Source organism: Baekduia alba (genome assembly GCF_028416635.1).
Lineage (GTDB): Bacteria > Actinomycetota > Thermoleophilia > Solirubrobacterales > Solirubrobacteraceae > Baekduia > Baekduia alba.
In genome coordinates this window covers 4,578,920-4,594,430 of the sequence record NZ_CP114013.1, presented here as the reverse complement: position 1 = coordinate 4,594,430, position 15,511 = coordinate 4,578,920, and the positions used below count along the sequence as shown (strand labels likewise).

Below are 15,511 nucleotides of genomic sequence, written 5' to 3'. Positions count from 1 at the left end.
GCCGCGGCCGGCATACTGCGCCCATCGTGGCGCGCGGCGGACAGGACGGAACCCAGCCCGCACGCGTCGTCGTCGTCGACGACGACATGGAGCTGCGCGGTCGCCTGCGCGCCGCGCTGCAGGACGCGGGCCTGACCGTCATCGCCGAGGCCGACAACGGCCGCGACGCGATCGACCTCGCCGCGCACTTCCGGCCCGACGTGATGATCATGGACATCGTCATGGCCAACATCGACGGCCTGTCGGCGACGCGCGCGATCGTCGAGCGGGCGCCGTCGGTGAAGATCCTGCTGCTGACCGCCTCCGACGACGTCGACCTCGGGATGGTCGGCCTGCGCGCCGGCGCCGCCGGGCACCAGGTCAAGGGCGTGCCGGTGTCCGAGATCGTCGCGTGCGTGCAGCGGATGGCGGCGGGGGAGCCGGTGATCGGCCCGGAGCTGACGTGGCGGCTGATCGACAGCCTGCGCGCCCTGCCCGTCGGCGGCCAGGGCGTGCGACCGGTGCGCAGCAAGCTCACCCCGCGCGAGTGGGAGGTCCTGGACCTCCTGTGCGCCGGGCGCACCGTGGACCAGATCTCCGACGAGCTGGTGCTCGCGCGTGACACGGTCCGGACCCACGTCAAGCGCCTGCTGCGCAAGCTCGGCGCGCACTCGCAGGCCGAGGCGATCTCGATCGCCAACGGCATCCGGGCCACGTTCGCCGCCAACGGCGTCGACGCTCCCGAAGACGTCTGAGGCGAGCGTCGCGTTCTGCCGCCAACGGCGTCGACGCTCCCGAAGACGTCTGAGGCGAGCGTCGCGTTCTGCCGCCAACGGCGTCGACGCTCCCGAAGACGTCTGAGGCGAGCGTCGCGTTCTGCCGCCAACGGCGTCGACGCTCCCGAAGACGTCTGAGGCGAGCGTCGCGTTCTGCCGCCAACGGCGTCGACGCTCCCGAAGACGTCTGAGGCGAGCGTCGCGTTCTGCCGCCAACGGCGTCGACGCTCCCGAAGACGTCTGAGGCGAGCGTCGCGTTCTGCCGCCGATGGCGGGGACGTGTGACAGCTGGACGTCGGGCGTCCCACGTCCGCGACGTCTAGACCACTGATCGGTGAAGGTCTAGACCACTAGGCGCCATTGCGCCACTGAGAGCCGCCCTAGCGCATCGGCCAGGGGGCATGGGGGAGTGTTCTCACCCATGAGGGTGGCGGCCCTACCCCCCTCGATCGGGGGAACTTCCCCGTCGGCGTACCCCAGATATCCCCTGCCACCGACCAGGCCCGGCGCGCAAGATCCTGGTCGTTGGGCGAGCGTCGCTGGAGCGCAGGAAGCGGGACGGCGGCGAGCGTGGCCCGAGAGCAACGTGGGGTGAGATCAAATGAGCGTTGGGATCGTTGGACTCGGCTATGTGGGGCTCCCACTGGCCGTCAGCTTCGCCGAAGCCGGTGAGCACGTCGTCGGCATCGAGGTGAACGCACGTCGCGTGGCACAGCTGCGCTGCGGCGAGTCGTACATCGAGGACGTCCCGTCCGAGCAGTTGCAGGCGGTCTCCGACCGCATCGAGGCGACCACCCGGATCGCCGCGCTGGCGAAGGTGGACGCGATCATCGTGTGCGTCCCGACGCCGCTGACGCCGAACCGCGAGCCGGATCTGACGCCGCTCGTGGACGCGTGCCAGTCCATCGCGACCGTGCTGCAGGCCGGCCAGCTGGTGGTCCTGGAGTCCACGACCTACCCCGGCACGACCCGCGAGCGGGCGCTGCCGATCCTGGAGGAGTCCGGCCTGCGCGCCGGCGTCGACTTCCACCTGGCCTTCTCGCCCGAGCGTGTTGACCCGGGCCGGACCGACTGGACCCTGAAGACGACGCCGAAGATCGTCGCCGGCCTCACCGAGACCTGCGGCAACGCGGCCGAGGCCCTGTACGGCCTGGTCTGCGACCAGCTCGTCCGCACCTCGGAGCTCGAGAGCGCCGAGATGGCCAAGCTGCTCGAGAACATCTTCCGCTCGGTCAACATCGCGTTGATCAACGAGATGGCCGAGCTCGCCGACCGGATGGGCATCGACATCTGGGAGGTCATCGACGCGGCCTCGACCAAGCCCTACGGCTTCATGCGCTTCGAGCCGGGCCCCGGCATGGGCGGCCACTGCCTCCCGGTCGACCCGTTCTACCTGGCCTGGAAGGCGCGCGAGTACGAGTTCTCCACCGAGTTCATCGAGCTCGCCGGCAAGGTCAACCAGCACGCGCCGTACCTGGCGGTCGAGAAGGTCGAGCGTCGCCTCAACGAGATGGGCATGCCGGTCAAGGGCACGCGCATCGGCATCCTGGGCGTCTCCTACAAGGGCGGCGTCGGCGACATCCGCGAGAGCCCGGCGCTGAAGATCATCAGCCGCCTCGGCGCCCTCGGCGCCGAGCTCGCCTACCACGACGCCTACGTGCCCGAGCTCTCGCAGTTCGAGCTCAGCAGCGCGTCGCTCGACGACCTCAAGGAGTTCGCCGACGTCCTGGTCATCGTCACCGCCCACCCGGGCATCGACCACGCCGGCCTCTGCGAGCAGCACCAGGTCGTCGACCTCCGCGGGGTCACCCGCCGCAGCCGCGCCACCGCCCGGCCCGCGTCGCGCGTCACGCTCGCCTCCGTCAAGGCCGCTTAGGGAGCCTGATCGATCATGAAGCGTCTTCTCATCGTCGCCGACCACACGCTGGTCGTGCAGGCCATCCGCCTCGCCCTCCGCCAGACGGCGGGCTTCCAGGTCGTCGGGTTCGTCGACGGCCGCCAGGAGATCCGCTCCGCGCTGGCCGAGGCCCGCCCGGACGTCGTCCTCGTGGACGACATGCAGAACCCCGAGCACCCGCTCGAGCGCCTCCGCGAGGTCGCGGAGAACTGCCCGGACGCCAAGGCCATGCTGTTGACCACCCGCACCGAGGACGACTGGCTGGGTGAGGCGTTCGACGCCGGCGCCGAGGCCGCGATCTCCAAGTCGGTGCACCCGGTCGCGCTGGGCACGCTGCTGCGCGAGATCGTGCACGGCCGCGTCATCCACCGTCCGCGCCGGGCCAAGTCGCCCGTCGAGGCGGCGGACTGCCCGCTGACGTCGCGTGAGCTGGAGATCCTGAGCCTCGCGTCCCAGGGCCTGACCAACGGCCGGATCGCCCGCGAGCTGTGGGTGACCGAGCAGACCGTCAAGTTCCACCTGTCGAACACGTACCGCAAGCTGGGTGTGGCCAACCGGACAGAGGCCTCCCGCTACGCGCACATGAACGACCTCGTGGTCCCGCATGCGCAGCTCGCCTCCTGAGCCGGGGTCCCAGCCGTCGTCGTCATCGCAGATCGCAGGCGCCACCGCGCGCGGCCCGCTGCACGTCGTGCCCGAAACGGGCACGGCGGCGCAGGCCCGTCGCGGTGGGCTGAGCCGTGGCCGCATCCGCGCGCTGCTGCTCGCCGACCTGCTGTCGATCGCGATCGCGCTGGCGGGGACCTACCTGCTCGCCGAGCTGATCGGCCCGCCGGCCGTCATCGCGCCCACGGGCGTCGAGCTCGGCCTGATCGTCGTCGCCGCCGTGGTCTGGGTGGCGGTCTTCGCCGCCTACCGGCTCTACGAGACCGACGACCGGCGCGTGGCGCCCGCGAGCTTCGACGAGGTCGGGCCGCTGTTCCACGCCCTGCTCGCCGGCTCGCTCGTCCTCCTGGTCATCGGCCAGGGCGCCAAGCGGCTGGCCGACTGGTCGATCTACTCGCCGCTGGAGGCGATGTTCTTCCTGGTCATCGCGCTGGTCTGCGTCCCGGTGCTGCGCGGCGTCGTGCGCACCTGGATCCTGCCGAGCGTCATGCGCCCGCGCCGGACGCTGATCGTCGGCGCCGGCGAGGTCGGGCAGCTGATGCGGCGCAAGCTCGCCAGCCATCCCGAGTACGGCCTGGAGTTCGTCGGCTTCATCGAGGACGACCCGCGCGTCGGCGACGACGTCGTCGGCCGCACCTCGGCGCTGACCGCGCAGGTCGACGCGCTCGACGTCGACTGGGTGATCCTGACCTCGACGGGCGACTCCTACGAGGACACGCTGGAGCGCGTCCGCGCGGTGCGCCGCCCGGACGTCCACCTGTCGATCGTCCCGGACTACTTCGAGCTGTTCGCGTCCAACGCGGAGATCGAGGACATCGAGGGCGTGCCGCTGGTCAGCCTGCCGCCGCTGCGCTTCTCGCGCAGCGTGCTGCTGATGAAGCGCGCGTTCGACGTCGTCGCCGCGGGCCTCGGGCTCCTGGTGCTGTCGCCGCTGCTCATCGCGGTGGCGATCGCGATCAAGCTCGACAGCCGCGGCCCGGTGTTCTTCCGCCAGGCCCGGCACGGGCGTGGGGGCAAGGCCTTCAACATCGTCAAGTTCCGCACCATGTGCGCGGACGCCGAGGCCCAGCGCATGGACCTCGCGCACCTCAACGAGCTGGAGGGCGGCGGGCCGCTCTTCAAGATCAAGGACGACCCGCGCATCACGCGGATCGGCGCCACGCTGCGCAAGCTCAGCATCGACGAGCTGCCGCAGCTGTGGAACGTCGTGAAGGGCGAGATGAGCCTCGTCGGCCCGCGCCCGTTCGTCGTGCACGAGTCGGAGCGGATCACGGGCTGGGCCGGCAAGCGCCTGGACACCACCCCGGGCATCACGGGCCTTTGGCAGGTCCTCGGGCGCAACGACATCCCCTTCGAGGAGATGGTCAAGCTCGACTACGTCTACGTCACCAACTGGTCCCTGTGGTGGGACATCAAGATCCTGTGCCAGACGATCCCGGTCGTCCTGGCCAAGCGGGGGGCCTACTGATGAACGTGTTCGTGATCCCGGCGTACAACGAGGAGACGAACCTCCCGCGCCTGCTGCTCGACCTCGAGGAGCGCCCAGGGCTGTGGATGGGCGGCCACGTGATCATCGTCGACGACGGCTCGTCCGACGCGACGGCCGACGTCGCCGCGGCCTACGACGGCCCGGTCCCGATGATCCTGCACCGCCAGGTCCGCAACCAGGGCGCGGGCCGCGCCTTCGACAAGGGCTTCCGCATCGCGCTCGAGCTCTGCGGCGACGACGACTACGTCATCACGATGGAGTCCGACACGACCAGCGACCTCGACGCGGTCGCGACGATGCTCGCGGTCGCCCAGGAGGGCACGGACATCGTGCTCGCCTCCCACCACGGCGAAGGCCAGCTGGTCAACGTCTCGGCCCACCGCCGCCTGCTCTCGCGGGCGGCCGCCACGGCGATCCGCCGCGGCGCGGGGCTGGACGCGAAGACCGTCTCCTCGTTCTTCCGCGTCTACCGCGCAGCGGCCCTGCGCGACGCCTATGCGCGGCACGGGGACCGCTTCATCCGCGAGGCGGGCTTCGCCTGCAAGGCGGAGATCCTGGTCAAGATGGTGCGCGGCGGCGCGTCGGTGCGGGAGGTCCCGGTCTCCCTGGACTGGTCGCGTCGCGACGGCGAGTCCAAGATGCGGGTGCTGCCGACCATCGGCGGCTACGCCCGGATGATGGCCCGCCAGATCACCACGCGGGAGCCTGTCGAGACCCGGGAGCGCGTGTGAGCGGACGGGACATCGGCATCGTCGGCGGCGGCCTGCTCGGCGTCGGCGTCGCCTACAGGCTGGCGTGCCAGGGCGAGAGCGTCACGCTGTACGAGCGCGACGCGCGGCTCGGCGGCCTGGCCGGCACGACCGACCTCGGCGGCTACGACGTCGATCGCTACTACCACGCGGTCCTGCCGACCGACGACCGCGTCCTGGCGCTCGCCAAGGAGATGGGGATCGGCGACGACGAGATCCGCATGCGGCGCCTCGGCGTCGGCTTCTTCCACGACGGCGAGCTCGCGTCGATGTCGACGCCCAAGGAGCTGCTGACGTTCCCGGGCCTGGCGATGCGCGACCGGCTGGCGCTCATCGTGTTCGTCGCCCGCTGCCAGCTGCTGAAGGACAACGCGGCGCTCGAGGACATCCCGCTGGAGCCGTGGATGCGCAAGATGGCCGGCGACCGGCTGTGGGATCGCCTGTGGCGCCCGCTGCTGGAGTCCAAGTTCGACGGCCGCTACCACGACCTCCCGGCGACCTACCTGTGGTCGCGCATGCGCCGCACCGCCGGCACGCGCGACCGCTCCGGCCAGGAGGTCATGGGCTGGATCCACGGCGGCTACCAGGAGCTGGTCGACCGCCTCGGCCGCGAGGTGCAGCGGCGCGGCGGCCGGATCCGGACGTCGACGACCGTCTCGGCGATCCCGTCGCAGGACGGCCGCGCCCTGGGCGTCGTCGTCGACGGCCAGCTGCACGCGCACGACCTCGTGCTCACCACGCAGCTGCGCCCGGCGCTGGACGGGATGCTCTCCGAGGAGCTGCGCGACGTGCTCGGCCCGGACCGCAACCGCTATCTGGGCATCGTGTGCCTGGTGATGCGAGTGCGCAAGAGCGTCAGCCCGTACTACGCCTTGAACATCACCGACCGCTCGGTGCCGATCACCAGCATCGTGGAGACCACGCACGCCGTGGACCCCGAGGCGGTCGGCGGCCATCTGGTCTACGTCCCGCACTACGTCGACCCGTCCAACCCGGACCTCGAACGCCCCTCGGCGGACATCACCGCCGAGTACCTGGGCCACGTCCAGCGGATCTTCCCGGACTTCTCGCCCGACGACGTCATCGCCAGCCAGGTCGCCCGCGCGCGGGTCGCCGAGCCGGTGCACACCGTCGGCGTCGCGCCGCGCGGCGGCGCGCTGTTCCCGGCCGCCGGGCTCGCCGTCGCGTCCTCGGCGCACATCTACCCGGAGATCGTCAACGGCCAGGCGATCCTCGGCGTGGCCGATTCCGTCGCCGAGCAGATCATGAACTCGACCTCCGGCCAGGTCGCTCGGGCCGCCGCGTGAGCATCATGTCCTCCATGGAAGGGAACAGCATGTCCTTGCCCAAGAAGGTCGGCATCACGGGTGCCGCCGGCTTCATCGGGTCGAACCTCGTCTTGCGCCTGCTGGATGAGGGCGGGGTCGACATCGTCGGCGTCGACGACCTGTCGGCCGGCACGCTGCGCAACCTGGAGGGCGCGGTCAACGACGACCGCTTCACCCTGCACCAGTTCGACTGCCGCGACGCGCGTCAGCTGCACCGCGTCTTCGAGGACTGCGACGCGATCGTCCACCTCGCCGCGCTGAAGATCCCGCGCTACGGCGGGGCGCTGAACACGCTCGACGTCAACGTCAAGGGCACCGAGGCCGTCTTCGAGGTCGCCCAGGCGACCGGCGCGCGCGTCGTGCAGGCGTCGACCTCCGACGTGTACGGCAACGCGAAGGCGCCGTTCGCGGAGGACGACGACATCGTCCTCGGCCCGCCGACCTCGCGCCGGTGGTCCTACGCCGCCTCCAAGCTGATGGACGAGCACCTCGGCCTGCGCCTCTACGAGGAGCGCGACCTCCAGGTGACGATCCTGCGCTTCTTCAACGCCTACGGCATCCGCAACCACCCGACGTGGTGGGGCGGCCCGATGTCGCCGTTCATCGAGAACCTGCTCGACGGCAAGATGATGGAGCTGCACGGCGACGGGCGCCAGGTGCGCACGTTCACCTACGTCACCGACACGGTCGACGGCGTGGTGCGCGCGCTGGCCACGCCCGAGGCCGCCGGCGAGATCATCAACATCGGCGGCGACGAGCCCATCGAGATCGTCAAGCTCGCCGAGGCCGTCCAGGCGGCCCTCGACATCCCCGGCCCGCTGCGTGCCAACGTCATCCCGCTCGACCAGATCGGCGGCAAGTACCAGGACGTGCGCCTCCGGATCCCGGACACCTCCAAGGCCGAGCGGCTGCTCGGCTTCAAGGCCACGGTCGGCCTCGAAGAGGGCCTGCGCGAGACCATCGCGTGGCACAAGACCCTTCGCGCCGAGCGCGTGTCGGGAGCGGCTGGAGTGGCGTGAGCCCGCGCTCCGTCCGTGCGGCCGGTCCCGCCGGCACGGCGCTTCGCGCGAACCCCGCGAGCACGAGCTCCGGGGTCCGTGGGACGGCAGCACCTCAGACGGCGCCGCGAGATCTGGCAGGGACCGCCGGGATCGCGCGCTACGCGGCACCGGCCACGGCGGCCGTCGTCTTCGTCGCGCTCGTCGCCCTGACGTGGGCGGCGTGGGGCGACCTGCGCCACGACACGGGCTACGACTTCGTCGCGGCCGACCGGCTCGCGCACGGCGACCTGCCCTACGCGGACTTCTCGTACCTGTACGGGCCGCTCGGCGTCGGCCTGCTCGGCGGCGCGTTCGCGCTGCTGGGGACCTCGGTCGGCGTCGCGGTCGGCGTGGGGCTCGCGCTCGCCGCGGCCGCCGTCGCGCTGACCTACCACCTCGGCCGCGCGCTGGCCGGACCGGTCGCGGCGGCCGTCGCCGCCGTGCTCGCCGCGCCCGCCGCGCTGGGGACCGGCAACGTCGGGCTCGTCGTGCCGCACTCGATCTCGGCCTCGGTCGCGGTCGTCGCCGCGCTTTCCGGCCTGTCGGCCGCCTACGCCCACGCGGGCAGCGGCACGCGCCGCAGCCTCGTCGCCACCGGCGTCGCCGTCGGCGCGGTCGCGCTGACGCGGCCCGAGTTCCTGGCCGCGATCGCCTGCGCCGTCGCGCTGTGGCTCGGCCTGCGTTGGTGGCGCGCCGACGCGGCGGGCCGTCCGCGCGCTCTGCGCGACGCGCTGATCGCCATCGGCTCCGCCGCCGTCCTGCCCGTCGTCGTCTACGGCGCGGCCGCGGCCGCCGCCGGCGCCGGCACGCTGCGCGACGACCTCGCGCCGTCCTCCCAGCTGGCCGCGGGCGGCAAGAAGATCCTCGAGGCCACCGCGCCGCTGACCGCCGGCAGCTTCGCCAAGCTGCTCGGGCACACCCTCTTGTACGGCGTGCTGATCGCCGCCATCCTCGGCGCCGCCGCGCTCGCGCACCGCCGCCCGAAGCTGCGCCCGTTCGTGCTCGCCGGCGCCGCGCTCGTCGTGGCCGGTCTGGTGGTCGTCGCGCTCGACGACCCCGAGGCCGCGCGCTCCAAGCTCGAGTTCGCCTTCTCCTGGATCCCCGCCGGCGCCGCGATCGCCGTCGTCGCGCTGCTCGCCGGCGCGCGCCATCGCGACCGCGCCTGGGACGCGCGCGGCCAGCTCGCGCTGCTCGTCTGCGCGTTCACCGCGGTCCTCGCCGCCAAGACCTACGCGGCGTTCCTGCCGCAGCCCAACCCGGACTTCGCGCAGTACGCGACCTACGCGCTGCCGTTCGCGGCGCTCTTCCTCGTCTGGCTGCACGCCGAGGCGGTGCCGCGCGGCGACACGCTCACGCGCGCGCTCGGCCTGGCCTGGGTCGGCGCGCTGGCCGCCGTCTGCTGCGTGCTCGTCGCCCACGACGCGCGCGACGAGTCGGTGACCGTCCGCGGCCCGGGCGGCGCGCTGCACGCCGGGGCCGCCGACGGCCCCGCCTACCAGGCGGCCGTCGACGCGGTGGTCGCGCGCTCGCGCCCCGGTGAGCCCGTCCTCTTCGCGCCGCAGATGTCGGCGCTCTACACGATCGCGGATCGCACCGATCCCCTGCCCACGATCTCGCTGCTGCCCGGCGCTCTGCCGGCGCCCGCGGACGAGACCGCGGCGATCGAGCACCACCTCGGCGACGTGCGGGTCGCCGTGACCGATCGGCGTCCCCTGACCGAATACGGCCAGGGCGCCTTCGGCACGACCTACGACCAGCGCCTGATGGCGTGGCTCCGGAGCGACTTCCGCATCGTCGCGACGGTCCACGGACAAGGGCAGAACGCCGAGACGCTCGACGTCTGGCAGAGGAAGCCCTCGTGACCCGTCCCACCTTCGCAGCGCTGCTGACGTTCCTGGCGCTCGCGCTCCTCCCGGCGGCCGCCTCGGCCGCCTCCGCGCCCACGGGCGCTTCGACGTTCCCGACCGACGCCAAGGTCGTCGTGTCGTGGCAGCCCAGCTCAGGGGCGACGGCCTACACCGTCTACCGCGGCACCTCGGCCGCGGCGATCACCACCCGCGTCACGACCGCCGCCGGCGTGACCGGGACGTCGTTCACCGACACGACCGCGTTGAACGGCACGACCTACTTCTACGCCGCGCGCGCGGTGCAGTCCGGCATCGAGTCGGGCAACTCCAACGTCGTGACGGCCACGCCCGGCGCCCGCGCGTGCACGACCGGCAACGCCGTCGTGCTCGAGAACTGCCTGCCCGGCTCGGCGGGCTGGAAGCTCACCGCGCCGGCGATCATCGCCAACGGCGGCATCGAGGGCTACGCGACCGCCCAGAGCGTCAACCACGGGTCCAAGATCGACCTGAAGGTCAACGCGACGGCGGGCTCGACGTTCGACGCGCAGGTCTACCGCATGGGCTCCTACGGCGGCCTCGGCGGGCGCCTGGTCACGACGCTGAAGGGCGTCGGCTCGACCGCGCAGCCCAGCTGCTCCAACGACGACTCGACCGGCCTGTACGAGTGCGCGAACTGGTCGGTGTCGGCGACGATCTCGACGACGACGGACTGGCCGTCGGGCATGTACCTCGTCCGGCTCCTCCGCAACGACACCGCCAAGGACAACTACGTCCTGTTCACCGTGCGCGACGACTCGCGCACGCCGGCGCTCGTCTACGGCAGCTCCTACGGCACGTTCCAGGCCTACAACATGTTCGGCGGCCGCTCGCTGTACACGTTCAACTCCAACGGCGCGAACACCGTCTCCGGCCAGGCGCGCGCGGTCAAGGTCTCCTTCGACCGCCCCTACGAGCAGCCGCGCGCCCGCCAGCACGACTGGTTCGTCGAGACCGAGCAGCCCGTCGTGGCCTGGCTCGAGCAGCAGGGCGACGACGTGTCCTACATCGCCGACACCGACCTCGAGACCCAGCCGCAGCTCGCGCGTCAGGGCGGCGCCTACTACGTGCCGCCCCACGACGAGTACTTCTCGGCCGGGATGCGCAGCGCGCTGGAGGCCGCCCGCAGCGCCGGGACCGACATCTTCTTCAGCGGCGCCAACGCGGTGTACGAGAAGGTGCGCTTCGAGGCCTCGCCGCAGTCGGGCGTCAGCGGGCGCACGATGACGTGCTACAAGACGACCGAGTCCGGCCCGGCCGACCCGAGCGGCATCCCGACCGGCACCTGGCGCGACCCACTCGGCGCCAACAAGCCCGAGAACGCGCTGATCGGCCAGATGTTCATCGGCCAGAGCGTCAACCTGTTCTTCCCGTTCAGGGTGTCGGCGACCGAGGGCTCCGATCGCCTCTACCGCTACACCGGCCTCGACGGCCAGGCCAGCGGCGCGACGGCCTCGATCGGGGCCAACATCATGGGCTGGGAGTGGGACGGCCGCGTGGCCAACGGCCAGGAGCCGGCCGGCGTCAAGACGCTGGCCACCTCGCCGGTCACGGGCGACCTCGTCCAGAACAACGGCCAGTCGTTCTCGCCCGGCGCCGCGTCGCCGACGATGACCAAGTACACCGCCGCCAGCGGGGCGCTGGTCGTCTCGACCGGCACGATCCAGTGGTGGCGCGGGTTGAGCACCAACACGTTCGGCGAGGGCGAGCCGAACCTCGTCATCCAGCAGATCACCACCAACGTGCTGGCCGACATGGGGGTCAAGCCCGGCACGCCGGCGACCGGCATGCAGGTCGACACGCCGACGAGCGAGATCCCGGTCCCGACCAACGTCAACGCGACCGCGGTCGGGCCCGACGCGGCCTCCGTGTCCTGGGCGGCCGTCGCCGGCGCCACGGGCTACAACGTCTACCGCACCACCTACACGCGTGAGGGCGGCTACCCGCTCGGCCAGCGCGCGAACATGGTCGCGGCCAGCGGCACGAGCTTCACCGACGACGGCCTGAGCTCCGGCAAGACCTATCACTACGTCGTGACCGCGATCGTCGGCGGCAAGCAGTCCGCGCCGTCGGCCGAGGCCTTCGCCACCACGCCGCTGACCGGCGTGACGTCCAAGCGCATCAACGCGGGCGGCCTGGCCTACACGACCTTCACCGGCGTCAGCTGGCTCGCGGACTCGTCGTTCAGCGGCGGCTTCACGTACCACATCCCGGACGCGATCTCGGGGACCACGGACCCGGCGCTGGCCCAGGACGAGCACGCCGGCACGTTCTCCTATAACATCCCGGTGCCCAGCGGCAAGTACGACGTGCGTCTGCACTTCGCCGAGCTGTACTGGGGCACGGGCGGGCCGGGCGGCGCGGGCAAGCGCGCGTTCAACGTGGACGTCGCGGGCACGGCCGCCGCGCCGGACCTGTCCAACCTGGACATCTACTCCGAGGTCGGTCCGCGCACCGCGCTGGTCAAGACGATCCCCAACGTGACCGTCACCAGCGGCACGCTGTCGATCGCGTTCAGCAACGGCAGCGCGGACCAGCCGGAGGTCACCGCGGTCGAGGTCGTCCCGTCGGTTCCCAGCGGGCCCCCGGCCGTCACCCAGGTCAACCCGGGCGACACGGCGACGGGCATCGCCGCCACGACCACGCCGACGGCGACGTTCTCCCGCGCGATGGACGCGAGCACGATCACCGGCTCGACCTTCACGCTGACGCCGAGCGGCGGTGGCGCGGCCGTGGCCGCGAGCGTCGCCTACGACGCCGCGACGCAGACCGCGACGCTGACGCCGACCAGCACCCTCGACTTCTCGACGACCTACGTCGCGAAGCTGACGACGGCGGTCAAGGCCTCCGACGGCCAGGCGCTGCCCAACGCGGTGACCTGGAGCTTCGCGACGATGGCCGCGCCCGCCCCGCCGAGCGTCACCGGCGCGACGCCGGCGGCCGGGGCCACCGACGTCCCGGTGTCGACCAAGCCGACCGCGACGTTCTCGCGGGCGATGATGGCCAGCACGGTGACGAGCTCGAGCTTCACGCTCGAGAAGTCCGGCGGCGCGGTCGTCACGGCGTCGGTCGCCTACGCCCCGGCGACGTTCACCGCCACGCTGACGCCGAGCGCGGCGCTGGCCTACAGCACCACGTACGTCGCGCGGATCAAGACCACCATCAAGTCGGCCGACGGCGTCGCGCTGCCCGCCGAGGTGACGCGCACCTTCACGACCTCCGCGGCCCCGCCGCCCGACACGACGCCGCCGACGGTGGCGGTCACCAGCCCGTCCGCCGGCGCGTCGGTCACCGGCACGGTGTCGCTGGCCGCGAACGCCGCCGACAACGTCGGCGTGACCGGCGTCCAGTTCCGCCTCGACGGCGCGAGCATCGGCGCCGAGGACACGAGCGCGCCCTACACCTACGCGTGGGACTCGCTGTCGACCGCCAACGGCCCGCACACGATCACGGCCGTCGCCAAGGACGCGGCGGGCAACAGCACGACCGCGGCCAACGTCGCGATCACGGTCAACCACCCGGCCGTGGACCAGAGCGGCCTCGTCGGCGCGTGGGGCTTCGACGAGGCCAGCGGCACGACCGCGACCGACTCCTCGACCGCCCACAACAACGGCACGATCAACGGCCCGGTCCGCACGGCGTCCGGCAAGTTCGGCGGCGCGCTGACCTTCGACGGCACCAACGACCTCGTCACGGTGCCCGACGCGACCTCGCTGCACCTCGGCTCGGCGGTCACGCTCGAGGCCTGGGTCTACCCGACGGCGCTCAACGACTGGCGCACGATCCTCATCAAGGAGCGCGGGACCAACGCGCTGACGTGGGGCCTGTACGGCAACACCGACACCGGCCGGCCGAGCGCGAACGCCTCGACCGCCGGCAGCGAGAAGGACACGCGCGGCACCGCGGCGCTGGGCCTGAACGCGTGGACGCATGTCGCCCAGACCTACGACGGCGCGACGCTCAAGCTGTTCATCAACGGCACGCTGGTCTCGAGCCGGGCCATGACCGGCGCGCTGGACAGCTCGACGTCGCCGCTGGGCATCGGCGGCAACGGCGTCTGGGGCGAGTTCTTCCAGGGCCGCCTCGACGAGGTCCGCGTCTACAGCCGCGCGCTGAGCGCCGCCGAGGTCGGCACGGACATGAACCTGCCCGTCGACCACGACGCGGCGCCGACCGCGCCGACCGCCCTGACCGCCACCGCCTCGGCCGACGCCGTGGCCCTGGACTGGAACGCGGCGACCGACGACAACGGCGTGACCGGCTACGAGGTGTACCGCTCGACGACCTCCGGCTTCACGCCGTCGGCGGCCAACCACGTCGCCACCGTCAACTCCGCCACCGCCTACACGGACACGGCGCTCGCGCCCGGCACCTACTACTACGTGGTGACGGCGACCGACGCCTCCGACAACGAGAGCAACCCGTCGGGCCAGGCGTCGGCGACGGTCACGGCCGACACGACGGCGCCGACCGTCACGGTCACGGCGCCCGCCGCGGGGGCCACGGTCTCCGGCAGCGCGGTCGCGCTGACGGCCACCGCTACCGACAACCGCTCGGTCGCGAGCGTCCAGTTCAAGGTCGACGGCACCGACGTCGGCAGCGCCGACACGACCGCGCCCTACGCCGCGAACTGGAGCACGCTGTCGGCGACCAACGCGACGCACAGCATCACGGCCGTCGCCAAGGACGCGGCCGGCAACGCCACCAGCTCGGCGGCGGTGTCGGTCACGGTCAACAACGGCACGCCGCCGACCGTCGCGCTCACCGCGCCGGCGGCCGGCGCCACCGTGACCGGCGCGACGACGATCAGCGCGACGGCCGGCGACGACCGCGGCGTCACGCAGGTGCAGTTCAAGGTCGACGGGACCGACGTCGGGGCGCCCGACACGTCCTCGCCGTACTCGATCTCGTGGAGCTCGGCGACCGTCGCCAACGGCACGCACAGCATCACGGCGGTCGCGAGCGACACCGACGGCAACACCACCACCTCGGCGGCGCGCAGCGTCACGGCGTCCAACAGCTCGCCGGCGCCGACCGGCCTGGTCGCCTCCTACGGCTTCGACGAGGCCACGGGCACGACCGCCAACGACGGCTCCGGCAAGGGCCACGCCGGCACGATCGACGGCCCGATCCGCGCGGCGACGGGCAAGTTCGGCGGCGCGCTGAGCTTCGACGGCGTCAACGACCTCGTGACCGTGCCCGACGCGGCCGACCTCGACCTCACGACCGGCCTGACGATGGAGGCCTGGGTCGACCCGTCGGTGCTCAGCGGCTGGCGCACGGTCGTGCTCAAGGAGCAGTCGGCGGGGATGGTCTACGGCCTCTACGCCAACACCGACACCAACCGCCCCAGCGGCCACGTCTCCACCCCCAGCGAGACCGACACGCGCGGCACGGCGCAGATGGCGCTGAACACGTGGACGCACCTGGCCGTCACCTACGACGGGTCCACGCTGCGCCTCTACGTCAACGGCACGCTGGCCTCCAGCAAGGCGGTCACCGGCGCGATGCCGGCCGGCACGCAGCCGCTGCGGATCGGCGGCAACGCGATCTGGGGCGAGTACTTCGGCGGCCTGATCGACGAGGTCCGGATCTACAACCGGGCGCTCAGCTCGGTCGAGATCGGCAGCGACATGACGCGCGCCGTGGCCGACTCGTGATCCGGCGCACCTGGCCATTGGTCTGGGCCGGCCCTGGTCGCCCG

The 15,511-nt window shown here is 72.2% G+C and carries 9 protein-coding genes; all 9 read left to right on the top strand.

Annotation, left to right across the window (positions count from 1 at the left end; translation table 11 throughout):
- The first annotated feature begins 26 nt into the window (after positions 1-26).
- A complete protein-coding gene (locus DSM104299_RS22905) occupies positions 27-734 on the top strand; it encodes a response regulator (protein WP_272473984.1) in 708 nt (235 codons plus the stop codon).
- Positions 735-1,356: 622 nt separating this feature from the next.
- Positions 1,357-2,631, top strand: a complete 1,275-nt coding sequence (locus tag DSM104299_RS22900; protein WP_272473983.1) for a nucleotide sugar dehydrogenase — start codon at positions 1,357-1,359, stop codon at positions 2,629-2,631.
- Between the two features lie 15 nt (positions 2,632-2,646).
- Complete coding sequence (locus DSM104299_RS22895; RefSeq protein ID WP_272473982.1) at positions 2,647-3,276, top strand: response regulator transcription factor; 630 nt, start codon at positions 2,647-2,649, stop codon at positions 3,274-3,276.
- Between the two features lie 67 nt (positions 3,277-3,343).
- Complete coding sequence (locus tag DSM104299_RS22890; RefSeq protein WP_272473981.1) at positions 3,344-4,786, top strand: sugar transferase; 1,443 nt, start codon at positions 3,344-3,346, stop codon at positions 4,784-4,786.
- Positions 4,786-5,538 (top strand): glycosyltransferase family 2 protein, encoded by a 753-nt coding sequence (locus DSM104299_RS22885; RefSeq protein ID WP_272473980.1) that lies wholly within the window; start codon positions 4,786-4,788, stop codon positions 5,536-5,538. The genes DSM104299_RS22890 and DSM104299_RS22885 overlap by 1 nt, the downstream gene beginning before the upstream one ends.
- Positions 5,535-6,863 carry an FAD-dependent oxidoreductase gene (locus tag DSM104299_RS22880; protein WP_272473979.1) on the top strand — a complete coding sequence of 443 codons (1,329 nt, stop codon included), beginning with the start codon at positions 5,535-5,537 and terminating at the stop codon, positions 6,861-6,863. The genes DSM104299_RS22885 and DSM104299_RS22880 overlap by 4 nt, the downstream gene beginning before the upstream one ends.
- Before the next feature lie 14 nt (positions 6,864-6,877).
- Positions 6,878-7,903 carry an NAD-dependent epimerase/dehydratase family protein gene (locus tag DSM104299_RS22875; RefSeq protein ID WP_272473978.1) on the top strand — a complete coding sequence of 342 codons (1,026 nt, stop codon included), beginning with the start codon at positions 6,878-6,880 and terminating at the stop codon, positions 7,901-7,903.
- The gene (locus tag DSM104299_RS22870) at positions 7,900-9,786 is read left to right on the top strand and encodes a hypothetical protein (RefSeq protein ID WP_272473977.1); all 1,887 of its coding nucleotides are present in this window, start codon (positions 7,900-7,902) and stop codon (positions 9,784-9,786) included. Before DSM104299_RS22875 ends, DSM104299_RS22870 begins: the two co-directional genes overlap by 4 nt.
- On the top strand, positions 9,783-15,467 hold the full coding sequence (locus DSM104299_RS22865; RefSeq protein WP_272473976.1) for a N,N-dimethylformamidase beta subunit family domain-containing protein: 5,685 nt from the start codon (positions 9,783-9,785) through the stop codon (positions 15,465-15,467). Before DSM104299_RS22870 ends, DSM104299_RS22865 begins: the two co-directional genes overlap by 4 nt.
- Positions 15,468-15,511 lie beyond the last annotated feature (44 nt).